Source organism: Enterobacter cloacae complex sp. ECL414 (genome assembly GCF_021869685.1).
Lineage (GTDB): Bacteria > Pseudomonadota > Gammaproteobacteria > Enterobacterales > Enterobacteriaceae > Enterobacter > Enterobacter kobei.
The window spans coordinates 42,771-65,492 of record NZ_CP091481.1 but is presented as its reverse complement, the minus strand read 5'-3'; the positions used below and the strand labels follow the sequence as shown (position 1 = coordinate 65,492).

Annotated in this window: 25 protein-coding genes; 15 read left to right on the top strand and 10 right to left on the bottom strand. The window is 53.9% G+C overall.

The genetic code is table 11. From position 1 onward, the window contains the following. The first annotated feature begins 97 nt into the window (after positions 1-97). From L3068_RS00330 to L3068_RS00320, 3 genes are all read left to right on the top strand, one after another. On the top strand, positions 98-793 hold the full coding sequence (locus L3068_RS00330) for a hypothetical protein (protein WP_023331706.1): 696 nt from the start codon (positions 98-100) through the stop codon (positions 791-793). 211 nt (positions 794-1,004) lie between these two features. Further along, positions 1,005-1,484 (top strand): Hcp family type VI secretion system effector, encoded by a 480-nt coding sequence (locus L3068_RS00325; RefSeq protein ID WP_014881960.1) that lies wholly within the window; start codon positions 1,005-1,007, stop codon positions 1,482-1,484. A gap of 9 nt (positions 1,485-1,493) precedes the next feature. Beyond that, the gene (locus L3068_RS00320) at positions 1,494-2,078 is read left to right on the top strand and encodes a hypothetical protein (RefSeq protein WP_023331705.1); all 585 of its coding nucleotides are present in this window, start codon (positions 1,494-1,496) and stop codon (positions 2,076-2,078) included. Positions 2,079-2,117: 39 nt separating this feature from the next. Here L3068_RS00320 and L3068_RS00315 read toward each other — a convergent pair whose 3' ends face one another. The 3 genes from L3068_RS00315 to L3068_RS00305 form a co-directional block, all read right to left on the bottom strand. Next, positions 2,118-2,555, bottom strand: coding sequence for an acetyltransferase (locus L3068_RS00315; protein ID WP_032629789.1), 438 nt, complete (start codon positions 2,553-2,555; stop codon positions 2,118-2,120). Positions 2,556-2,656: 101 nt separating this feature from the next. Next, on the bottom strand, positions 2,657-3,655 hold the full coding sequence (locus L3068_RS00310) for a class I SAM-dependent methyltransferase (protein ID WP_023331703.1): 999 nt from the start codon (positions 3,653-3,655) through the stop codon (positions 2,657-2,659). A gap of 78 nt (positions 3,656-3,733) precedes the next feature. Then, the gene (locus L3068_RS00305; RefSeq protein ID WP_014881956.1) at positions 3,734-4,258 is read right to left on the bottom strand and encodes a lipocalin family protein; all 525 of its coding nucleotides are present in this window, start codon (positions 4,256-4,258) and stop codon (positions 3,734-3,736) included. A 117-nt stretch (positions 4,259-4,375) separates the two neighbouring features. Between L3068_RS00305 and L3068_RS00300 the strand changes: the two genes are divergently transcribed. The 4 genes from L3068_RS00300 (at position 4,376) to L3068_RS00285 (ending at position 7,908) form a co-directional block, all read left to right on the top strand. Continuing rightward, entirely contained in the window at positions 4,376-5,101 is a 726-nt protein-coding gene (locus L3068_RS00300; protein ID WP_014881955.1) for a MerR family transcriptional regulator, read from the top strand. A 99-nt stretch (positions 5,102-5,200) separates the two neighbouring features. Beyond that, positions 5,201-5,611: a hydroxyisourate hydrolase gene (gene uraH / locus L3068_RS00295; protein WP_014881954.1), complete on the top strand. Its 411-nt coding sequence runs from the start codon at positions 5,201-5,203 to the stop codon at positions 5,609-5,611. Positions 5,612-5,713: 102 nt separating this feature from the next. Next, complete coding sequence (locus tag L3068_RS00290) at positions 5,714-6,673, top strand: YbgA family protein (protein WP_014881953.1); 960 nt, start codon at positions 5,714-5,716, stop codon at positions 6,671-6,673. 146 nt (positions 6,674-6,819) lie between these two features. Beyond that, complete coding sequence (locus L3068_RS00285; protein WP_014881952.1) at positions 6,820-7,908, top strand: AAA family ATPase; 1,089 nt, start codon at positions 6,820-6,822, stop codon at positions 7,906-7,908. A 41-nt stretch (positions 7,909-7,949) separates the two neighbouring features. On the opposite strand, the gene L3068_RS00280 is transcribed toward L3068_RS00285, so the two are convergent. The 4 genes from L3068_RS00280 to L3068_RS00265 all read right to left on the bottom strand — a co-directional run bounded on the left by L3068_RS00280 (position 7,950) and on the right by L3068_RS00265 (position 11,197). Next, the gene (locus L3068_RS00280; protein ID WP_014881951.1) at positions 7,950-8,903 is read right to left on the bottom strand and encodes a GlxA family transcriptional regulator; all 954 of its coding nucleotides are present in this window, start codon (positions 8,901-8,903) and stop codon (positions 7,950-7,952) included. A 26-nt stretch (positions 8,904-8,929) separates the two neighbouring features. Then, on the bottom strand, positions 8,930-9,709 hold the full coding sequence (locus L3068_RS00275; protein ID WP_063862060.1) for an MBL fold metallo-hydrolase: 780 nt from the start codon (positions 9,707-9,709) through the stop codon (positions 8,930-8,932). Between the two features lie 120 nt (positions 9,710-9,829). Continuing rightward, on the bottom strand, positions 9,830-10,630 hold the full coding sequence (gene nlpA, locus L3068_RS00270) for a lipoprotein NlpA (protein ID WP_014881949.1): 801 nt from the start codon (positions 10,628-10,630) through the stop codon (positions 9,830-9,832). A gap of 147 nt (positions 10,631-10,777) precedes the next feature. Continuing rightward, complete coding sequence (locus tag L3068_RS00265) at positions 10,778-11,197, bottom strand: GNAT family N-acetyltransferase (protein ID WP_045269326.1); 420 nt, start codon at positions 11,195-11,197, stop codon at positions 10,778-10,780. A gap of 140 nt (positions 11,198-11,337) precedes the next feature. Between L3068_RS00265 and L3068_RS00260 the strand changes: the two genes are divergently transcribed. Continuing rightward, on the top strand, positions 11,338-11,634 hold the full coding sequence (locus L3068_RS00260) for a YicS family protein (RefSeq protein WP_014881947.1): 297 nt from the start codon (positions 11,338-11,340) through the stop codon (positions 11,632-11,634). A 61-nt stretch (positions 11,635-11,695) separates the two neighbouring features. Here L3068_RS00260 and L3068_RS00255 read toward each other — a convergent pair whose 3' ends face one another. Continuing rightward, positions 11,696-12,646, bottom strand: coding sequence for a LacI family DNA-binding transcriptional regulator (locus tag L3068_RS00255; protein ID WP_063862058.1), 951 nt, complete (start codon positions 12,644-12,646; stop codon positions 11,696-11,698). A 293-nt stretch (positions 12,647-12,939) separates the two neighbouring features. Here L3068_RS00255 and L3068_RS00250 point away from each other — a divergent pair, with 293 nt between their 5' ends. The 6 genes from L3068_RS00250 (at position 12,940) to L3068_RS00225 (ending at position 18,863) form a co-directional block, all read left to right on the top strand. Continuing rightward, positions 12,940-13,254, top strand: coding sequence for a PTS sugar transporter subunit IIB (locus L3068_RS00250; protein ID WP_014830072.1), 315 nt, complete (start codon positions 12,940-12,942; stop codon positions 13,252-13,254). A gap of 11 nt (positions 13,255-13,265) precedes the next feature. After that, positions 13,266-14,591: a PTS sugar transporter subunit IIC gene (locus L3068_RS00245; RefSeq protein WP_063862057.1), complete on the top strand. Its 1,326-nt coding sequence runs from the start codon at positions 13,266-13,268 to the stop codon at positions 14,589-14,591. A gap of 17 nt (positions 14,592-14,608) precedes the next feature. After that, the gene (gene gmuD / locus L3068_RS00240) at positions 14,609-15,985 is read left to right on the top strand and encodes a 6-phospho-beta-glucosidase GmuD (protein WP_047343384.1); all 1,377 of its coding nucleotides are present in this window, start codon (positions 14,609-14,611) and stop codon (positions 15,983-15,985) included. A 5-nt stretch (positions 15,986-15,990) separates the two neighbouring features. Next, entirely contained in the window at positions 15,991-16,293 is a 303-nt protein-coding gene (locus tag L3068_RS00235) for a PTS lactose/cellobiose transporter subunit IIA (protein ID WP_029741865.1), read from the top strand. A gap of 136 nt (positions 16,294-16,429) precedes the next feature. After that, a complete protein-coding gene (locus L3068_RS00230; RefSeq protein ID WP_014881942.1) occupies positions 16,430-17,809 on the top strand; it encodes a carbohydrate porin in 1,380 nt (459 codons plus the stop codon). Between the two features lie 148 nt (positions 17,810-17,957). After that, positions 17,958-18,863 carry an EamA family transporter gene (locus L3068_RS00225; protein WP_047343385.1) on the top strand — a complete coding sequence of 302 codons (906 nt, stop codon included), beginning with the start codon at positions 17,958-17,960 and terminating at the stop codon, positions 18,861-18,863. 42 nt (positions 18,864-18,905) lie between these two features. Here the strand turns inward: L3068_RS00225 and nepI are convergent, their stop codons facing one another. Then, positions 18,906-20,096, bottom strand: coding sequence for a purine ribonucleoside efflux pump NepI (gene nepI / locus L3068_RS00220; RefSeq protein ID WP_063614469.1), 1,191 nt, complete (start codon positions 20,094-20,096; stop codon positions 18,906-18,908). A gap of 207 nt (positions 20,097-20,303) precedes the next feature. Between nepI and L3068_RS00215 the strand changes: the two genes are divergently transcribed. Then, positions 20,304-21,302: an aldo/keto reductase gene (locus tag L3068_RS00215; RefSeq protein WP_045281342.1), complete on the top strand. Its 999-nt coding sequence runs from the start codon at positions 20,304-20,306 to the stop codon at positions 21,300-21,302. A gap of 99 nt (positions 21,303-21,401) precedes the next feature. On the opposite strand, the gene L3068_RS00210 is transcribed toward L3068_RS00215, so the two are convergent. Then, positions 21,402-22,622 carry an MFS transporter gene (locus L3068_RS00210; RefSeq protein ID WP_214602808.1) on the bottom strand — a complete coding sequence of 407 codons (1,221 nt, stop codon included), beginning with the start codon at positions 22,620-22,622 and terminating at the stop codon, positions 21,402-21,404. Between the last annotated feature and the right edge of the window lie 100 nt (positions 22,623-22,722).

Below are 22,722 nucleotides of genomic sequence, written 5' to 3'. Positions count from 1 at the left end.
TATTTTTTATTGAAGATAAACTATTGCGATATGCATCACAGCAGAACGCCAATATTAATAGAAACTTGTGCCTATGTTTATTGTTATAGGGTGCGATATGTATTATAGCGACTCATTAATAACATCAATAGATGCACATAAAATATTGGCTTTAAAGTTAGAGCACGCCTTAACAGGCGTAAAAGATGAAGTCTTAAAGCAAGCGCAACTGATAGATGATGGGGCAACGCGATTAAGCTATCAGCTTTCGTGCTTTACTGAAAACTATCAGGATGTATGTTTACGATTACGCAAAGAAGACTCAAGATTTTTGATAGGTATTGTTCAGTTGATAAAACACAGGGACGTTATCTATAAGATGCTCTACATTTATATTAAAAGCTTATTAACTAACAAGAGTGAAAAAAGGATACATAATATACAAAAAAATCTTATGCGTTTAGGTGTATCAATTTCATCATCGATGCTATCCAGTCAGGCTTTTATATACTCTGCAACTATTGCAATTTGTAGTAGTGTTCATACCAACATTTGGATGAAAGAAAAGATCACTTCGTTTTCTACTTATGCCGTTCTTGGTTTAAAAGCCTATGGTATCGTTGAGCAGGCATCCAGAAGCGCCAGCTATCTAAAAAACTATAATGCTTATTATTACAATCTACTTTACCAGGAAGAACTTGAAATGATGTTTTTCTTGATTGAACCCATAATAATGAGATCCCCTGTGCTTAACCAAGCTTATGCTTCAGACAACGACATTGCATATGCGATTTCAAGGATGATAAAGGGATGATTAAAGCTATTAAAGACTGGTTAAAAGGTCAATTCATATTCTTCCTAAGAGGCGCAACCCCCCTTCTATTCGTCATAATATTTGCATTATTTGCCGTAACCTGGCTACCCGAAAAAATCGCAATGAATGCAATATGGTCATTTGTAGTTATTGTAGGACTCTGCATTCTTCTACGTAAAAAAAGATAATTACTATTTAACAGGAGTAAATTATGTCAAATCCCGCTCATCTGTGGTTGTTTGATGAAAATGGTTCGCCCGTAGTTGGTCCATCATTACTGCCAACGAGATTAGGATCTTTTGAAATCCGTTCAGTTAACCATCAAGTATGGATACCTGAAAACTCGAATACAGGTCGTTTGACAGGTACAAGAGTTCATTCCCCGTTAAACTTGCATAAGGAATTTGATGCTGCAACACCTGTCTTGTATCGTGCTATGTGTGAAGGGAGAACGTTCCAAAAAGCAGTTTTGAAAATGTATCGAATCCTGGACCAGGGTGTTGAAAGTGAGTATTTCAATATGATAATGGAGAATGTCAAGATCACCTCTATATCCCCTCTGTTGCACCCCACCGGATTGACAAGTACGCATCTTGAAGAGATCCAACTCCGTTACGAGAAGATTACCTGGAAATATTGCGATGGAAACATTCTCTATACTGACGAATGGAATAACCGGGCAACATATTAGGGTATCGAAATGAAAGTACTGTTGATTTCTGCTGCGCTTTTATTCTTGGTTCAATATGCATCGGCAACCCAGATGTCCGGTTTCGCGGCCATGTATTATCAGGATGACAGAACAACGCCGGAAGAATCCACAAATGCGCCCCTCTTTCCCGCCATTATCCACGGCAAAAAAACCATTCGAATGGAAGTATCTCGACTGTCAGATATCACAAGTACACTCATTGAAAAAGACAGTTCTGCACACTGGGTCTGCCTTCATGACGACGATGGCACGAATTACTGGTTTATTTCTGATAACGAAATGGGAGCAGGACTGCTCACAGCGCTGGCCATATCCAAAGATGGCAGCCATAAAGAATGTGCGAAAACAACAGAACATGTCAGCGTCTCAGTCGCTAATATTCCATTGTTGAATGCGACTCATGGAAATTTAGTTAAATGGTTCGGCAAGAGTGAGATTGCCAAACAAAAAGCGGTACTTTTTTATCATGAGACGCCAGTAAAGAATGGATTCATCCAGAGTAATACGGTCTCTTATTACTTTGATGGCGAAAAAATACGGGGCGTCATTATCGGGCAAATTACCAGTAACTAGCTTGCAAACTCCCTCTACCAAAAGGAGAGGGAGTTAAGCCTACCCGCCCAACCGCATATGCAGCAACGGAAACGCATTTCCCTGTCCGTCAAGTTCCGAGCGCCCGAGCTGCTCAAATCCCATATGCCGATAAAAGGCGACTCCCTGCGGATTCTGCTCATTCACGTCCACTTCGTTCGCGCCGAACTCTGCGATGGCGTGTTTAAGCAGCAGTTTCCCGACACCCTTCCCGCGACTCGCATCATCCACAAACAACATTTCAATGCGGTTTTCATCCACCCCTAAAAAGCCGTGAATAACGCCTGCGTCATCGCGGGCTATCACGACCTTGAGGTTGGGGAGATACGCGTTGAGCAATAGCGGACGCAGCGCCGCAATATCGCTTTCCTGTAAAAAGTGATGGGTGGCGCGGACGGAGGATTCCCAGATCGCGACCAGGCGTTCGAAGTGGGAGGGTTGTGCGGTTTCGATTTTCATGGGGGGGATCATGATTGGAAAACCGAACAATTTCAAGCCACTCCTTGCGGTCAGTCCCCCTCACCCTAACCCTCTCCCTCAGGGAGAGGGAATAAACAGTGCTACACCCTCACTTCCATCACCGCATACACCCCGTCCTTCGGCACGACCACGGTGACGTTTTCCACCGGTACGCCCGCCGCCAGGTGAATATCCTGCAGCTGCTGTAGCGTCCTCGGGTGGATATCCTCCCAGCCGATACCGCGCAGCACAAAGTCAATCTGCGGGCTGCTGGTCAGCATGTTTGAGACAATCACCGCCCCGCCGGGCTTGACCAGCCGCAGCGCGCGCTGGAGAAGAATCACCGCGTCGGCGTCGTTGAAGTATTCAAAAATCCCCAGCGCGTCGACTAGTTCGGCCTGATGCTCGCCCAGCTCCAGCAGCAGGTCCTCGTTACGCACCAGCGTGTGCACCAGGTTGCGCCTGAGCAGGGTCAGCTGTTCGCCCACCACAATGCCTTCCTGCGCCGCCATGGTTTCGGCCCAGCTAAGCGCCACGGGGTCTTTATCCACCAGCGTGAGATAGACCTGCTGACCATCGAACTTTGCTTCGCGCAGCGCCTCCAGCACCGGAATGGCGGCGCCGCTTGCCAGGCTGACCCAGTTGTTCTCGCTCTCATTGTGAATGTACTTCTCCACCAGCGCGGCAAGCACCCGGGCGCGGGCGCGCACGCCGATGGCATCGTTCGCGTGGATAAACCACTGGCGACTGTCGCTGTCCATCTTTGTGCCGTCCGGCAGGCGATCCTCAAGCGGGTTTTGCACCACAAACAGCGCCAGCGCGGAAGGCACCAGCCGGGTTCGCCATGCGGTAAGCGCCGGACGGTTGCGGAAAGCCTGCTCGGAATAGCGGTTCTGCGGGACGAGCACGGCCTGCCCCCCTTCCTGATATTCGACCTGCGGAGGGCGAAGCGCTGGCTCGGCTTTCAGCGCCCGATCGAGCGCAGCGATTTCACGGGCAGCATCGTCTTTCATCGGCCACTGGTCGCTGACGTCGGGAAAGGACGCACTGAAAATCGTCATGTTTTTCGGTGCGTCACCACGAAAAGGCTGCCAGATCATAACGTCTTCCCTCCGTTGGGGTTTTAACGGAAGTCTATCCAGGCGAGTCCGTAATACCCTACGAAGAAAGCACGATCTTTACTGCTTCACCCACACCAGTTGGTCAACCCGGAAGCCCAGACTGCGCGCGGTGTTCAGGTAATCCTGCTTCACCGCATCCGGGATGGTCGGCGTGCGTGACAAAATCCACAGATAATCGCGGTTCGGGCCGCTGACCAGCGCGTACTGGTACTTGTCGTCCAGTTTGATTACGTTATACCCGCCGTAGAACGGACCGAAGAACGACACCTTCAGCGCGGCGGTGGTCGGCTCGCCGGTGAAGTACGCTTTCCCCTCACTTTCATTCCACTTGTTTTTCACCGGATCGTAACCCCGGTTCAGCACGCTGATACCGCCGTCGCTACGCTTGCCGTAGGTGGCGGTCACCTGCTCCAGACCGCGTTCAAAGCGGTTTTCAAGGCGCGCGACTTCGTACCATTTGCCGAGATAGCGGCTGGCTTCAAAATGAGTAATAGGCTGCACGCCTTTCGGCGGCGTAGGGGATTTACAGGCAACCAGGGTCAGCGCAATGGCAACACCGGTCACAACAGGCCATAGCTTCATGAGAATTCCTTTCATTTGCACGGTTGGATGTTAAGTGTAGTGCACCGTTTCGGCGCTTCATCCCGTTCGGGAAAATTCGTAGTATATTGAGAGTATTCCTCCACTCTGGACACGGACATGGCTTACTCCATCGGCGAATTCGCCAGACTCAGCGGCATTACCGCCACTACCCTCCGGGCGTGGCAGCGTCGCTACGGTTTACTCAAGCCACAGCGCACGGAAGGCGGTCACCGCCAGTACAGCGATGAGGACGTCCAGCAGGCGCTGAAAATCCTCGACTGGGTCAAAAAAGGCGTCCCAATCGGCCAGGTCAAACCGCTGCTGGAACGCCCGACGCTGGGGCGGACCAACAACTGGCAAACCCTGCAGCAGAACATGCTGCAGCGCCTGCAGGACGGCAAAGTCGAGTCCCTGCGCCAGATGATTTACGACGCCGGACGCGAGTACCCAAGACCAGAGCTGGTCGCGAACGTGCTGCGTCCGCTGCGCAGCCAGGTCTCGGCTAACGTTGCCGCCGCCATGACCCTGCGCGCGATCCTCGACGGCATCATCATCGCCTACACCTCGTTTTGTCTCGAAGGTGATAAGAAAGCGCCGGGCGACAATATTCTGCTCAGCGGCTGGCATCTCAACGACCCGTGCGAGATCTGGCTCGAGGCCTTAACGCGCACCGGTCAGGGTCACCGGATCGACATCCTGCCGGTTCCCCCTGCCACGCTGGCTCCGGAGATTTTCCCGGAGCGAAAATGGCTTCTGGTCACCAGCGGCAAACTTACCGCCGGACGGAAAAAGCAGCTGGAGCAGTGGCAGCAGCAGGTATCGCTTGAAGTGATTATCCTCTGATCATTTTCTGCTATGGGAATCTTCACGAAAAGTTGAATATTTTCCCGCGCCGCAGATGCTAACGTTTTCCTGTGACCAATAACTCCACAGGAAAACACCATGAAAAAAACAACCCCTCTGCTGTTCCTGGCCGCCATGGCCTTTGCCCCTGCCGCCTTTAGCGCCCCTGCCGGCACGCTGAGCGTCCACATTCTCGACCAGCAAACCGGGATGCCGCCATCAGACGTGACCGTTACGCTGGAGAAGCAGCAGCAGGACAAATGGACCCCGGTTGCCAGCGGCAAAACCGACCACGACGGACGTATTAAATCGCTCTATCCGCAGGACCAGGACATGCAGCCTGGCGTGTATAAAGTGACCTTTAAAACCGCAGAGTACTTCCACGGTAAAAAGCTGGACACCTTCTTCCCGGAGATCCCGGTGCTGTTTACCGTGACCCGCACCAACGAAAAGCTGCACATCCCGCTTTTGCTGAGTCAGTACGGTTACTCGACCTACAAGGGCAGTTAAGACGCATTGATTCTAAAGGAATAAAAAAAATAGTTCCGCGAATACTTGGACAAATTAGTCATGTTGTGTAAGTTTTAATGATATGAACGGGAGGACCACACCATGACAACGAAACCTGTGCTCGGTATTAGCGGATGTTTGACCGGCTCCGCCGTACGCTTTGACGGCGGACACAAGCGTATGGGCTTCGTTATGGATGAGCTGGCCCAGTGGGTGAATTTCCGCCCCGTCTGCCCGGAAATGGCGATCGGGCTGCCGACGCCTCGCCCGGCCATACGCCTGACGCTGACGGACAGCGGCGAGACGCAGCTCCGTTTCAGCAAGCCGCCTCATGATGACCTCACGCAGAAAATGGCCAACTTTACGGCGGACTATCTGCCAAAAATCGGCGATCTTTCGGGATTTATCGTCTGTGCAAAATCCCCAAGCTGTGGCCTGGAACGCGTGCGGCTGTACGATGAAAACGGCAACCGGGGCCGCAAGGAGGGCGTCGGGCTGTTCACCGCCGCCCTTCTTGAAACCTACCCGTGGCTGCCCGTCGAGGAAGATGGTCGGCTGCACGACCCTGTGCTGCGGGAAAACTTTATTGAGCGGGTATTTGCCCTGCACGAGCTAAACACGCTGCGCGCTAAAGGTCTGACGCGACGTGGGCTGCTGGATTTCCACAGCCGCTATAAATTGCAGCTGCTGGCGCACCATCAGGCGGGCTACCGCGAAATCGGCCCGTTCGTTGCCTCGCTGCACGAGTGGGAAGACCTGGACGCCTTCTTCGTGGCGTACCGGGAAAAGCTGATGACCATCCTGAAAAAACCGGCTTCGCGGAAGAACCACACCAACGTGCTGATGCATATTCAGGGGTATTTCCGCAACCAGCTAAACACCCGCCAGCGCGGTGAGCTGCGCGACGTGATCCTGCACTATCGCAACGGGCAGTTACCTATTCTCGCCCCGATCACGCTGCTGAAGCACTACCTGGCCGAATATCCTGACCGGTATCTGATGACGCAAAACTACTTTGATCCCTATCCTGATGATTTGGGTCTGCGTCTGGCAGTCAAGTGATCACAAAAATGCGAAGGCCCCATTGACCCGTAGAGGCCCAAAGCAGTACCCCGTTTAGACGACATCCTCACTGTCGTCTCTTTTTTGCATTTAACCTCAAATACTGTGATTATATACAGGCTTATTCTGCAAAAAGGGGCCTGCCCGTGATCAACACCCTGCACATTCAAAACTACCGCTCCATCCGCGAGATGTCGCTTGAGCTGGAGCAGCTCAACATAGTCTTCGGCCCGAACGGCACCGGGAAATCCAATATTTACAAGGCGATACACCTGATGCACAGCGCCGCCCAGGGGCAGTTCTCCCAGGCGCTGGCGAACGAGGGCGGCATTCTGAAGGTGTTCTGGGCAGGCAAAACCCGCAGCGACCAGCTGCGGCGGATGAACCTGGCGGTGGAAACCGAGACCTACGAATACGAGCTGCAGGTCGGGTTTGTGGAGAGGCTGCCCTATCCCTCGCAGTTTCAGCTCGACCCGGTGATCAAAGAGGAGTCCATCTGGCTGAGCGGCCAGCATCGACGCCCGTCGTCACAGCTGATGAAGCGTAAGAATCAGGCGGTGTTTCTGAATAACGTGCATCACGAGAAAGTGACCCACAGCGGCACGCTGTACGAGAACGAATCGGTGTTCGGGCAGCTCGGCGAACCGCATCTTTACCCGGAAGTGTCGCAGATGCGCGAGTCCCTGCGTAACTGGCGCTTTTATCATGAGTTTTCCGTCTCATCCGGCTCGGCGATGCGTGCCCCGCAGGTCGGGTTCCGTTCCCCGGTGCTGGCCAGCGACGGTGCCAACCTGGCGGCGGCGTTTCAGACCATCGTGGAGATTGGCGACGAACTGCTCCTGATGCGCATCCTCGACCAGGCCTTCCCCGGCTGCGTGTTTTACAGTGACAACACCGGCGGACGTTTTCGCATGATGATGCAGCGCGAGGGGCTGAGCCGCCCGCTGGAACCGGCGGAGTTCTCCGACGGCACCCTGCGCTTTCTGTGCCTGGCGGTGGCGCTGTTAAGCCCGCGCCCACCGGCGTTTATCGCGTTGAACGAACCGGAAAACAGCCTGCATCCGCAGATGCTCCCCGCGCTGGCGAGCTTAATCGCCGAGGCCAGCCGCTACTCGCAGATTTGGCTCACCAGCCACTCGCCGGAGCTGGCGAAGTTGATTGAGAAACAGCGATCGTTTTCGCTGTACCAGCTGTCGATGGCGGAGGGGGAGACGAAGGTGGAGAGGCTGGGGTAGATCAATCTATCATACCCAACTTACCGGAGGGGACTTCCACGCTAGCTATGCAGACGGAACGTCTTTCGCCACTCCGCCGGGCTGACCCCAAAACGCGCCTTAAACTGCTGTCGCCAGGTGACGGCAGAATTAAATCCCACCAGCTCGGCCACGCGTTCAATCGGCATATTTCCGGCTTCAAGCAGGATCTGGCTACGCCGCAGGCGTTCGGCGGTAAGCCAGTCGGCGACGCTCATTCCCGTGGCTTTAATAAAGTGACGGGTCAGCGTGCGGCGGCTCATCGAAACCACCTCCGCCAGCGAGTCCAGGCTATGCGGTTCGGTGATGTGCTGCTGTAGATAGTCGATCAGGCAATTGATACGTGCATCGCGGGTGTCATTCGGAACAGGCTGAGCAATAAACTGCGCCTGACCGCCCTCGCGGTGCGGCGGCACAATCATCCGCCGGGCAATCTGGTTGGCGACCACGCTGCCAAAGCGCTGACGAATGATATACAGGCAGCAGTCCAGCGCAGCCGCGGTTCCGGCAGAGGTGATGATATTGCCGTCATCCACGTAGAGGGCATTGATATCCAACTGGACGTGCGGAAAGAGCGACTGGAACTGATTTTCGAACTCCCAGTGGGTGGCAGCGCGCTTGCCGTCGAGAATGCCCGCATAGCCCAGCACAAACGACCCCAGACACAGCCCGACGATTTCCGCGCCGTTGTCTCTCGCCTGCACCAGGCTGTCGAGCAGCGTCTGAGGCGGGCGTTCGAGGACGTGCTGCCAGTAGGGAACAACGACTATATCGGCCCGACCAATGGCGGTGTAGTCCTGCGTGGCGTTGAGGGCGAACCCGTCTTTTGAGGTGAGGAACCCCGGCGTTTCGGCGCAAATCGTCACGTTAAAGCGCTTTTCGCCGGAAACGGAATCGCCAAACAGAATGCAGGGAACGGAGTAGTGGAACGGGCTGAACCCGTCTACCGCGACAATCGCGACGTTGATTAGCGACATTTGTCTCTCCTTTCCCTTTAACGCACTCAGAATATAACGGTTTCACCATCCTGGGGAATGGTCACTACGTCACTCACCTGATTGGCTTCAACGTACTCACGCAGCGCGCTGCGGGTCAGCAGGCAGTGGTTAATCGCCTCCATATGGCTCGCCACTATTTTGGCCTGTGGGAGCAGGAAATGAACGTTGAGCACATCTTCCTGGCCCATAATGATGGGCCCAAAACCAAGCACGTGGGCATATCCGGCATTAAGTACCACCACGTCCGGCTGGTGCTTTTGCAGATCGGCCGCCACCGCGTCACGCCAGACGGTATCCCCGGCAAGATAGAGCGTCTTCTCATCAGGATGACGGAGCACCACGCCACAGGCCTCGCCCAGACGCTCCGCCAGCTCCGGCACGGCGTAGGCCCGGTCGGTACCGTGCTGGCCGCCGTGGGTTTTCGTAATCTGAATATCGCCGAAGAAGGTCGCGTCGGTCATGACCGTCAGGTTGCTAAACCCCTGGCTGCGCAGCAGCGCGGCATCACGATCGTTTTGCACGTAGATCGGCTTGTCTTTGGCGATCAGCTCCGCCGCGGTGCGATCCCAGTGATCGTCATGGGTATGGGTGACAATCACTGCATCGGCGTTCAGCAGCGTGTTGACGTTAACGGGGAGCTCAACCATTGGGTTACGACGCTCGGCATGCGCCGTGCCGGGAAAACCCGGATAAGCATCTTTCGGGGCCAGCATCGGGTCGATTAAAAGACGTTTCCCGGCGTAGGTAATCAGCAGGGTGGCGTTGCGAATTTGGGTAATGTTCATGGGCTATCCTCCGGTTGGTGTGATAAGGAGGATAGCCCGACGTCGCAGGCCACGCTGTGGGTTAAAGGGCGATTACCGATGGAATCGGGCCAATTTAAACTCCGCGTTTTCAGGCTGAATTTACCAGCCCGGTACCGCTCCGCCGTTAAAGATCGTCTCAGCCGCTTTCGCCACTTCCGGCGACTGATACGACTGGATAAATTCCTTCACGTTCTCCGCGTCTTTGTTGTCTTCGCGCGCCACCACGATGTTCACGTACGGCGAGTTTTTATCTTCAATAAAGACGCTGTCATGCACCGGCGACAGCCCGGTTTGCTGAAGATAGGTGGTGCTGATGATGGCGACATCCACTTTGGGATCGTCCAGCACGCGCGGCAGTTGTGCCCCTTCCAGCTCCATGATGTTCAGATGTTTAGGGTTAGCGGTAATATCCAGCGCCGTCGGCAGCAGGCCGGTGTCTGGCTTCAGGGTAATGAGCTTCTCTTTTTGCAGCAGCAACAGCGCGCGGCCAAGGTTGGTTGGGTCGTTTGGAATGGCAATGGTCGCACCGTTCTTCAGGTCCGAAACGGATTTGATTTTGCGTGAATAACCGGCCATCGGGAACACGAAGGTATTCGCCACGGCAACCAGCTTGTAGCCATGCGCCTTGTTATCTTCTGCAAGGAACGGACGGTGCTGAAAGACATTGGCATCCAGCTCCCCCTGGTTGGTGGCATCGTTAGGCAATAGCGAGCCGCTGAAGCCGACCAGCTCCACGTCCAGACCATATTTCTCTTTCGCCACCTTTTTGGCGACTTCCGCCACGTCCTGCTCGGCGCCGTTGATGACGCCTACTTTAATGTGTCTGGCATCGCTGCCGTTTTGATCGCATCCTGCCAGCAGCAGGCCAGCGAGGACCAGCGCACCCAATCGACGTTTCACGAGACAGTTCCTTTTGCTGAATGTTTCAATGACTATATCGACAACGAGGCGGGGAAATAAAAAACGAAAAAGAATCAATAAGAAGGATAAGTTATATGCGGGTATCGCCGGGTGGCTCTGCGCTTCCCCGGCCCGCAGAATCAGAATTTAAAGCGCTTTCGTCAGGTAATGACGCTGCATACCCGGGTATGGGTAATCCTGCAAAGACATCTGCAGCTGGTAGCCCTGTTTTTCATAGAACGGGCGCGCCTGGAAGCTAACGGTATCCACCAGCGCGTGCTTGCAGCCTTTACGCCTGGCTTCATTTTCCGCCGTGTTGATAAGCTGGCTGCCCACACCGCTGCCCCGCACGGTATCGCTCACCCAGAGATAGTCGATATTCAGCCAGTCGCCTTTACGTACGCCAATTAAGCCGCCCAGCATGACGCCCTTTTCGTCTCGAACGTAAACGCCTATGTCACCGCTAAAGTTCGTCAAATCGAGGAACTGTCCGTTATAGGCTCTCAGACCCACAAGTAGCTCTTCTTTTTCCTGCGGCGTGACGGCGTCAGTAATGCTCAAGTGCATATTTTCTCTCCTTGTTTTCTGTGCCGTCTCACTATCGCACACCGGTGGCGTGGAGAAAATTCATACTTTCGACTGGCGTCGCTACACTGAATGTAACGATATATTTCATGGGAAGCATGTGACTTCTAAAGGGGGTTTTGATGAAAGCTGCGCACCTGGTCTGCCTGCTGGTTTGTCTGCTCTTCGCCGCGTTTGTCCATGCTCAGGAAAAGGATGACCCCGCGAAAGAGGCGCAAATAAAGCAGCAGGTCCTTAAAGATATTAAGAAAACCTGTACGCCACAGAGAAAGCAGAGCGATAAAGCCTGGCAGGAGATGATTTTGTCGTCCGAGGCCAATCAGTTGCTGATCAAAAATGCCGTTACCGCCGTCAAGCGCGACAATCTGGATGCTTACTGGGCGGCGATTGGTCAGGTGGACTGTATGGAAGATTATTGAGGGCTGGAAACGTGCTTCTCGCCGGGTGGCGGCTGCGCCTTACCCGGCCTACACAACATTTTTAACGCTTACGCACATCCGGAATAATTAAATCCCCGCGCAGCACATACGACCCCAGCATCTGCGTTTTCTCCGTCAGCCAGCTCACGATACGCGCCGCCATGGCATCCATGGAATATTCAATGGCCGGGATCACCGGAATACCCGGCAGGTGCAGGGATCCAGCAAGGCTGAAGACCATAATGTCTTCCGGCACGGATTTATTAAACGCCTGCAGCTGTGGGATCACTCGCTGGGCTTCTTGCTCGTCCGCCACCAGTAATGCGTTGAAATTCAGCGTGCTGGCGTTGTTAAGCAGCTCCTGTAGCGCAACGGACGAGGAGGTCGCGTCCATAAAGACGAGGTTGCGATTAAAGGGCAGGAAATTTTTCTCCAGCGCATGTTTGTAGCCGAGCAGCACCTGATCGGCAAAACCGCTGCCGTGCGGGTGGATCAGGGCAATCTGGCGACGACCCTGGCTGGTCAGGTAGTTACAGGCGGTTTCAGCGGCAAAGGCGTGATCGAACTGGATGCTATTGGAATTATCGGACTCCATACAGTCCACGAGGATGACGTTGTCCATATCCATGTCCAGCGGGAAACGCGCGCCGATGACGAGGATGTCATCACACAAACCGCAGGAGAGCTCTTCGAGCGCATTCATTACTTCGGCTTTGCTATGCGCGAAGCGCAGCAGCAGGTGTTTTTGATGCTGGCTGAGATGTTTTTCCAGCGCGTACAAATAACCGGTGGTCTGGTTAATATTTTCCTGTGCGCAAATGACGCCGATACATCCCGTCGACTGGCTCAGCAGCGACTGGGCAATCACATTAGGCCGGTAGTTAAGCTCATCCACTGCCTTCAGAACGGCCTGACGGCTGGCTTCCTTTACGCCACGCGACCCACTCAACACTCGCGATACCGTGGCTTTAGATACCCCGGCAAGACGTGATACATCATTGATTGTCGACATCTCTTTCCCCTGACAGGCTTACCTCGCGCCTGCAAATTCCATGACCGCTTCGGCTCATATTATAGCCAGAACGGAGTATATCCGTTTCCGTTTTCCATGGAAACCGATTTTCCGTTTCCACTCAAAATGATGTCAAAACAGCCAAATTATGTGACTTACATCCGGTTAATTATCCTCATAAGTAAGGGATCTTGATGGTTGTCACACTTCTGTCTTTTATGAATGGAAACCGGTTTCCGTATAATGTCCAATCATTCCCGCAATAACTTTTTACATTTAGAGGATGGTTGTCGATGTTCAAGATTATGCTGTGCTGCTCTGCCGGGATGTCCACCAGCCTGTTGGTCAGCAAAATGGTCGATGTCGCGAAAGAACGTGGTTTGCCGGTGAAAATAGATGCGTACGGTGTTTCCGAATTTGATACGCAGTTTCCGCAATACCAGGTGGTGCTTCTCGGACCACAAGTGAAATACATGTTACAGACACTCTCAGACAAGGCGGCTACGAAAGGCATTCCGGTCCAGCCCATCGACATGATGGACTACGGCATGCAGCGTGGCGATAAAGTACTGGACTATGCTCTGTCGCTCATCGAAGCGGCACACTAAAAGGTGTTCACATGAGTTCGTTATATCAATCCATGGTCGCGGTGATTGAGCAGTCAATTACCCCGCTGGCCGCCAAACTTGGTCAGCAAAAGTATGTGATTGCTATCCGCGACGGCTTTACCGCCGCGCTGCCGTTCATGATCATCGGCTCGTTTATGCTGGTGTTCATCTTCCCGCCGTTTTCGGCGGATACTACCAATAGCTTTGCGCGCGGCTGGCTGGATTTCTCCCAGACTTACCGCGAACAGCTGATGCTGCCGTTTAACCTCAGCATGGGCGTGATGACCTTCTTCATCTCGGTGGGGATTGGGGCGAGCCTGGGGCGCCAGTTTAACCTCGACCCGGTGATGTCCGGCCTGCTGGCTTTTATGGCCTTCCTGCTGGTCGCCGCGCCGTATGCCGACGGTAAAATCTCGACCCAGTATCTCTCCGGCCAGGGCATTTTTACCGCGCTGATCACCGCCATCTACGCCACCCGCGTTTATGCGTGGCTGAAGCAGAACAACGTCACCATCCGCCTGCCGAAAGAAGTACCGACCGGCGTGGCGCGTTCGTTTGAGATCCTGATCCCGGTGGTGGTGGTGATCGGTACCCTGCACCCGTTGAACCTGTTCATCGAAGCGCAAACCGGCATGATTATCCCGCAGGCGATCATGCACCTGCTGGAGCCGCTGGTCTCTGCCTCCGACTCCCTGCCCGCTATTCTGCTCTCCGTGCTGCTGTGCCAGATCTTCTGGTTCGCCGGTATCCACGGCTCGCTGATTGTCACCGGCATCATGAACCCGTTCTGGATGGCGAACCTCTCGGCAAACCAGGCGGCACTGGCGGCCGGCGCGGCGCTGCCGCACGTATACCTGCAGGGCTTCTGGGATCACTACCTGCTGATTGGCGGCGTAGGCTCCACGTTACCCCTGGCGTTCCTGCTGCTGCGCAGCCGCGTTACCCATCTGCGTACCATCGGCAAAATGGGCGTGGTGCCCAGCTTCTTTAACATCAACGAACCGATTCTGTTCGGCGCGCCGATCATCATGAACCCGATGCTGTTCATTCCGTTCGTGTGCGTTCCGCTGATCAACGCCTGTCTGGCGTATGCGGCAACCAAACTCGGCTGGCTGGCGCAGGTCGTCTCGTTAACCCCGTGGACCACCCCGGCACCGATTGGCGCCTCGTGGGCGGCGAACTGGGCGCTGAGCCCGGTGGTGATGTGCCTTGTGTGTATGGTGATGTCCGCGCTGATGTATCTGCCTTTCCTGCGTGCCTATGAGCGTACGCTGATGAAAAACGAAGAGCAGAAAGCGCAGGCGACCGTCGGTGCTGCCGAAACCGCAAGCAATTAAGTCAAAGAGGAAAGGTCATGAAATACGCATTTCCCGATAACTTCTGGTGGGGCAGCGCAAGCTCCGCTCTCCAGACGGAAGGGGCAAGAGAGGGCGAAACCACGTGGGATTACTGGTTTGCCCGCGAGCCAAACCGTTTTCACAACGGCGTGGGGCCGCAGCAGACCTCCACGTTTTATCAGCACTGGAAAACGGACATTCAGCTGTTAAAGCAGCTGAACCACAACAGCTTTCGTACCTCGATTAGCTGGGCGCGCCTGATCCCTGACGGTATCGGTGAAGTGAACCCGGAAGCGGTCGATTTTTATCATCAGGTCATTGATGAGCTGAATGAACAGGGCATCACGCCGTTTATTACCCTGTTCCATTTCGACATGCCGATGGCGATGCAGGCGATCGGTGGCTGGGAAAACCGAGAAGTCGTGGACGCATACGCCCGCTATGCGCAGATTTGCTTCGAGCTGTTTGGCGATCGCGTGCTGCACTGGTTTACCTTCAACGAGCCGATTGTGCCGGTGGAAGGCGGCTATCTGTACGACTTCCACTACCCGAACGTGGTGGATTTTCGTCGGGCAGCCACCGTGGCGTATCACACCGTGCTGGCCCACGCAAAGGCGGTTCAGGCCTACCGCGCCGGTCACTACGCGGGGGAAATCGGCATCGTATTAAACCTGACGCCGTCCTATCCGCGCTCGCAAAACCCGGCGGACGTGAAGGCGGCACACATTGCGGATCTGATGTTTAACCGCAGCTTCCTCGACCCGGTCCTGCGCGGCGAATACCCGGCGGACCTGGTTGCGCTGCTGAAGGCATACGATCAGCTGCCTGCCTGTAAGCCGGAAGATAGCGCCCTGATCGCGGAAGGGAAAATCGACCTGCTCGGCGTGAACTACTATCAGCCGCGCCGCGTTAAGTGTCGTGACAGCGCGGTGAACCCGCAGGCGCCGTTTATGCCGGAGTGGTTCTTTGATAACTACGACATGCCGGGCCGCAAGATGAACCCGTACCGCGGCTGGGAAATCTACGCGCCGGGTATTTACGATATTCTGGTTAACCTGCGTGATAATTACGGCAACCCGCGCTGCTTTATTTCGGAAAACGGCATGGGTGTCGAAAATGAACAGCGCTTTATTGAAAATGGCCAGATTAACGATAAATACCGTATCGAGTTTATTTCTGAGCATTTAACGTGGCTGCATAAAGGGATTAGCGAGGGCTGCAATTGTCTTGGCTACCATATGTGGACGTTTATTGATAACTGGTCATGGTGTAATGCGTATAAAAATCGCTACGGGTTTATTCAGCTCGATGTAGAGACGCAGCAGCGCACCATTAAGAAAAGCGGAGAGTGGTTTGCCGCCACCGCCTTAAATAATAGTTTTGAACAAGAGTAATGATGATGATCGCACTAGAAGAAGCCGTAATGGAAATTATCGTCAATGCCGGACAGTCCCGCAGCCTGTGCTTTGAAGCCCTGCACGCGGCGCGTCAGGGCAACATTGACGAGGCCAAAAGTCTGCTGCGCGAAGCCGATGGCTACGCGCGCCAGGCGCACAAGATGCAAACCAAACTGATTGAGCAGGATGCCGGCGAAGGCCGCCAGCCGATGACCTTAATTATGGTTCATGCCCAGGATCATTTAATGAACTCCTTATTAGCGCGTGAATTATCCGAAGAAATTATTCATTTATATCAGAGATAGTCTATGGCGAAATAATTAATGTAATACCTCTGTACCCTAAATAGAGATCCACTTGTTCTGATGATAGCGACATACTCTGTCAGATCGGAGCGGGATGGTTATTGTCTGAATAAAATTAAACTATATTGAGATAACCATGAATACGATTAAAAAACTTCCATTAACCATGGCGGTTATCGCCGCGCTTTGCCCAATTTCTGTACTCGCACAAGAATTTACGCAGGAGCAAATCGACGCCATTGTGGCTAAAGCGGTGGACAAAGCGCTGGCCGAGCGGCAGGCCAAAATGGATGCGGCGGTCGCGAAAAAGGCAGACGTGGTGACCGAGCCGCAAAGCGCGGCGCAATCCCCGGATATGGCGATCCCGTTCGGGGTGAAATTTACCGGTTACGCCCGCTACGGCGCGCACTTCCAGGCCGCCGATCAGAAATACGTGGCGGTGGACGGTTCCTACAACGGCGCCTCCGCGATTGGTCGTCTGGGTAACGAGGGCAACGGTGGGGAATTCCAGCTCTCTAAAGCCTTCAAGGGTGATAACGGCGCCATTTGGGACATCAACGTGATGATCGACCACTGGGGCGACGAAGTTAACCTTAAAAAAGCCTACGCGGGCGTGACCAACATTATGGCCTCCAACCCGAACGCCTATTTCTGGGCGGGCCGTGACTTCCATCAGCGTCCACAGCAGGGCATTAACGATTACTTCTGGATGAACCACGACGGCCAGGGTGCCGGGGTGAAGAACTTCGACATCGGCGGCGTGCAGTTTGACGTCGCTGCCGTGGCGGCGGTGGAATCCTGTAGCCCGGAAGTGATGGAGGATGAAGCCAACCCGTCGCGCATCACCTGTACCGGCGGTTCCGGCACGGGCGACAAAGGCAACTACGCCGCGACGTCAAAAATTCACGGCATGAAGCTCGGCCCGATCGACATGGAGCTGTACGCTAACTACGGCTTTGACTCCAAAGCGGTTGAAAGCGACGAACGCCTGAACGCCTGGCAGGGCGGCGTGGTGCTGAGCCACACCAACGACAGCGGCGTGAACAAGGTGATCGCGCGATACTCCGATAATGCGGACAACAGCGTGTTCAACAAAACCGAGGATCTGACCACGGTTTACGCCAGCTTCGAAGGGTTATACAAATTCACCCAGGCCACGCAGGTAGAGTACATCCTCGCCTTCCACGACTACGACAACAGTCGTGATAAGACCGACAACCGTAAGAACTACAACGCCATCGTGCGCCCAATGCACTGGTGGAACGACGTTCACTCCACCTGGCTCGAAGCGGGCTGGCAGCACGTTGATTATGACAACGGCGGCGATAACAAGGGCTGGAAGCTGACCCTGTCGCAGAACATGTCTATCGCCATGGGTCCGGAGTTCCGTCCAATGCTGCGCTTCTACGTGACCGGCGGCAAAGTGGATAACGAACGCACCGCCCGCGTGAATAATACCAAAGACGAAACGCTGGACGACTTCAACGTCGGCGCGATGTGGGAGGCGTGGTTCTAGCAAGGTAAACGCAAAACGGCAACGCAACGTTGCCGTTTTTAGTGTTTTCTCCCTCTCCCTGTGGGAGAGGGCTGGGGTGAGGGCATCAGGCCGCACACAACCATGCTATGCTGTTGACCGAATTAACGACAACATAGCAGGGGAGAACATGGGTTCCACACGCAAAGGGATGTTAAACGTCCTGATCGCCGCCGTTTTATGGGGAAGTTCAGGGGTTTGCGCGCAGTACATCATGGAGAAAAGCCACATTTCTTCGCCTTACCTGACTATGGTTCGCCTGCTGTTTACCGGCGTGATCCTGCTGACGCTTTCTTTCGTTCACGGCGACAAGATTTTCTCGGTCATCAAGCATCGCAAAGATGCCCTCAGCCTGCTGTTCTTCTCTCTGGTTGGCGCGCTTACCGTGCAGCTCACCTTCCTGCTGACGATTGAAAAATCCAACGCGGCGACCGCCACCGTGCTGCAGTTTCTGTCACCGACCATTATCGTGGCCTGGTTTGCGCTGGCGCGAAAAAAGCGTCCCGGCGTGTTTGTCCTGTCAGCGATTTTTACGTCGTTGATAGGTACTTTCCTGCTGGTGACTCACGGCGACCCGACCTCGCTCTCCATCTCCCCTGCCGCGCTGTTCTTCGGTATCGCCTCGGCCTTTGCCGCCGCGTTTTACACCACGTATCCCTCAACACTTATTGCCCGCTACGGCACGCTGCCGATTGTCGGCTGGAGTATGTTGATTGCCGGGCTCATGCTGACGCCGTTCTACGCCGGACGCGGGACCACCTTTGTGATTGACGGCGGCCTGCTGCTGGCCTTCTTCTACCTGGTGGTAATCGGTACGGCGCTGACATTTAGCCTGTATCTGAAAGGCGCACAGATGATTGGCGGGCCGAAGGCAAGCATTCTGAGCTGCGCCGAGCCGCTGAGCAGCGCATTACTGTCGGTGGTTTTGCTGGGTGTGGCGTTCACCCTGCCGGACTGGCTGGGGACGCTGTTGATTGTGTCGTCGGTGGTGTTGATTTCGATGGATTCGCGTAGAAGGGTTAAGGCATCGGTGTAGCCTGATGTCCCCTCTCCCCATAGGGGAGAGGGGACATTTGGTTTACTTCGCCTTAACCTTCCCGGCCACCAGCAGCGCTGTCAGCAACATCAGCGTACCGGAAATCACCAGCGGTGACGTCAGTCCCAGATGGTCCAGTGCAACGCCGCCCACCGCCGCGCCGCAGGTGTTTGCCAGTTGGATCACGGCCACCTGAATCGACCCGGCTTTCTCCGCCTGATCGGCCAACGAGCGAGTAATCCACGTCGACCAGCCCACCGGCACCAGCGCAAAAGCAAAGCCCCAGACAACCGCAATGGCTGACGCAACCCACTTATCGCTACCCCACAGCACCAGCACCGTGGCACTCACTGCCAGTACCAGCGGTGCGCCAGCCAGCGCCACTTTCAGGGAACGTTTCAGGAACTGTGACGACAGCGACGTACCGACAAAGCTGGCGATACCAAAGCTCAGCAACACCAGCGTCAGACCATCCACGTCAAAGCCCGCCATGGTCATATACACCGGACGGATATAGGTGAAGAAGGCAAACTGCCCGGCAAAGGCCATAAAGATGGCGGTCATCCCCGCCAGCACACCCGGACGCTTGAGGAGGCTGAACATATTCTGTTTGTGATGCGCCGCTTCGCCCGGCAGGGACGGCAATGCCTTCCATACCCAGAGAATACAGAGCACGCCCATCACCGCCGCCGCGTTGAAGACGTTACGCCAGCCGATGATCCCGCCGAGGAAGCTGCCCAACGGTGCGGCAATCACCAGCGCGATGGAGACCGCACCGAAGATGACGGACAGCGCTTTCGGCACCGTACGCGCGGGTACCAGGCGCATGGTGAGCGAGGCGGACATCGCCCAGAAACCGCCAAGACCCAGTCCCAGACAGGCGCGCCCCAGCAGCAACAGGGTGAAGTTTTCCGCGAAGGAGACCAGCAGGCAGGAGAGCGTCAGCAGGACGCTGAAAAGAATAACCACTTTGCGGCGGTCAATGGCGCCAATCACCTGCGTAATAAACAGACTGGCGAACATCGCCACAAAGGCGGTCACGGTAACGGACTGCCCCGCCACGCCCTCGGAAATGCCGAGATCCTGCGCCATCGGCGTCAACAGGCTGACCGGCAGAAACTCGACGGTGATCAGGCAGGCAACGCAGAATGCCACGGAGAAAACCGCCGACCAGTTGGGGCGTGAAACCTCTTTGGTCTGCGGTCTGGTCGAGGGCTGGATATGTTCTGTCATGGCGTCACCTGAAGATAAAAACATGCGGAAAAGTCGCGCAGTTTATCATCAAAAGTGTGACGGATTTAACGTTTAGACAACTTTTGTGGTTTTTAATGATTCGGAAGGCAGATCGGCGGTGACTGATACCTTTTCAGCATAACGAAAATGAAAATTCAGTAACCACAATTGAGGTGAAACAATCATAGCGTCTGAAAAGGAGAAACTATGAAAACACGTACTTTATCTCAAAATCTTACCGTCAGTGCCGTCGGCTACGGTGCCATGGGTCTGAGTGAATTTTATGGCCAGACTGATGACAAAGGCTCACTGCAGGTGTTGCATAACCTCATCGATCTGAACGTGACGTTTATTGATACCGCAAATTTATATGGCCGAGGTCATAATGAACGACTGATCGGTCACTTTCTTGCCGGGCTGGATAAAAGCACTCGCGAGCAGTTTAAAATTGCCACGAAATGCGGTATCGATCGCTCTCCTGACGAGTCCTATGCCCGCACTATCAATAACACACCCGACTATATTATCCGCTGCTGTAACGAATCCCTTAAGCGGCTTGGCGTTGAACGGATTGATCTCTTTTATCTTCACAGGGTCAGCAACGAAACGCCGGTCGAAGAAAGCATGGAGTGCCTGAGCACACTCGTTAAGGAAGGTAAAATTAATCACATTGGTCTTTGTGAAGTGTCGGCTTCAACGTTACAGCGAGCCCATACGGTACATCCGGTCACCGCGCTGCAAACCGAATATTCGCTGTGGACGCGTGATATTGAGGATACCGTTCTACCGGTTGTGAAAGCGTTGGGTATCGGCCTGGTCCCTTACTCTCCTCTTGGCAGAGGCTTCCTGACAGGCAAATACCTCAGCAACGACGATTTTGCAGACGGTGATTTCCGCAAGAATAATGCGCGTTTTATTCAGTCCAGTCTGGATCATAATCGCCAGTTGCTCGATGCAATTACCCCGCTTGCACAGAAATACGATTGCACTACAGGGCAAATTGCTCTGGCCTGGCTGCTGGCACAATACGATAAGCTGGTTCCAATTCCTGGCACTAAGCATACCCGTTATCTGGCTGAAAACGCTCATGCGGCGGAAGTTATTCTGGAAAAAAGCGATGTTGAATCGCTGAACAACATTCATCGGAAGATAGAAATTAAAGGGGAACGATATTCGGAAGAAGGCATGAAAGGTGTGAACGCCTGATATATTCCGCTCAACAACGTAAAAAAACCGGGGAGACCCGGTTTTTTATGGCTAACAAAGTCACGTTTTTTTATTTCTCAGCAGTGCCTTGCACAGTCGTTAATTTGACTCGTACGATTTCTCCACGCGAGAATGTTTTGTCGTAAGGCTCGCAGGAATAACCGCGACAAGCAGGATGGAAAGGCCAATGGCTGTGCCCGCTACGATATACAGGAGGGGGACCGGGAACGATGACACCATCCAGGCCCCCACTGAAGCACCGATACCAATGGCGATATTGAAAAACGAAACATAGAGTGCTGAGGCTGGAAACGTTTTATCTTCCGCCATACGTAACACCCATGTCTGAAATCCGACAAATACTCCTGATACCGCAACGCCCCAGATAACCATGGCAGTGAAAATGAGCGCGACAGAGAGTGAGGAACCTGACCGTCCGAGGAAGATCAGCACCGCACAGATAAGCAGCACGGATAAAGCTACCGTCATCTTTAGATATTTATCAATCAACACGCCGGTCAGGAAATTACCGGCCAGACCCGCGATGCCGTAAACTAAAAGCACAGCCGGAACAAAAGCAGCGGAGAGTAAACTCTGCATGTGTAACCAAGGCTCAATGTAGGTAAATGCGGCAAAGTGGGCGGTAACGGCAAGCAGCGTGGCAAAGTAAATTTTCCACAGCGTGGACGATTTCAGCACTCTTTTGAGAGCATCAATACCCATCGCGCTTTTATTGTTTATTTGCGGGACAAGAACAGTAATGCCCACAAAGGCCACGACGCTGAGTGCTGCCATCAGCCAGAATGCCTGTCTCCAGCCCAAATGAATGCCAATATAATTTGAAACCGGTACACCAAACACGCTTGCCGCAGAAACACCGCCAAATACGATTGATGTTGCCGTACCGATATAACGGGCAGGAACAATGGCTACTGCAGTCGCTCCAATCATTGCCCAGAATGCACCATGAGCAAGTGCACCCAATACGCGCGCACTCAGTAGAGCACCGTAAGTGCTTACCGTGGCGGCCAAAATATTGGATATCATAAGAACGACGGTGAGTACCAACAAAAGACGCTTTTTCGCCACATTTTCCAGGAACACGGAGGCAAACAATGCGCTTAATGCCCCTACCCACGCATAAAGAGACACGGTCATGCCAACCGCGGATTCCGAAGAATGGAGCCCCTCTGCAATAGGAGTTAATAACCCTACAGGCGCAAGTTCAGTGGTAACGATGGTGAATGTTGAAATTGCCAGAATAACTAAAGCGAGCCATGACTTTAGCGTCATATTTTGTGGTAATTTCTCTGAAATCATATTACTTACCTCAATAATCGTTTATATAATTAGCCATTTTTTCTGCTGTGCATCTCGTAAGCAAGATATAATCATCTACACAGAACCCTCTTGCCAAACA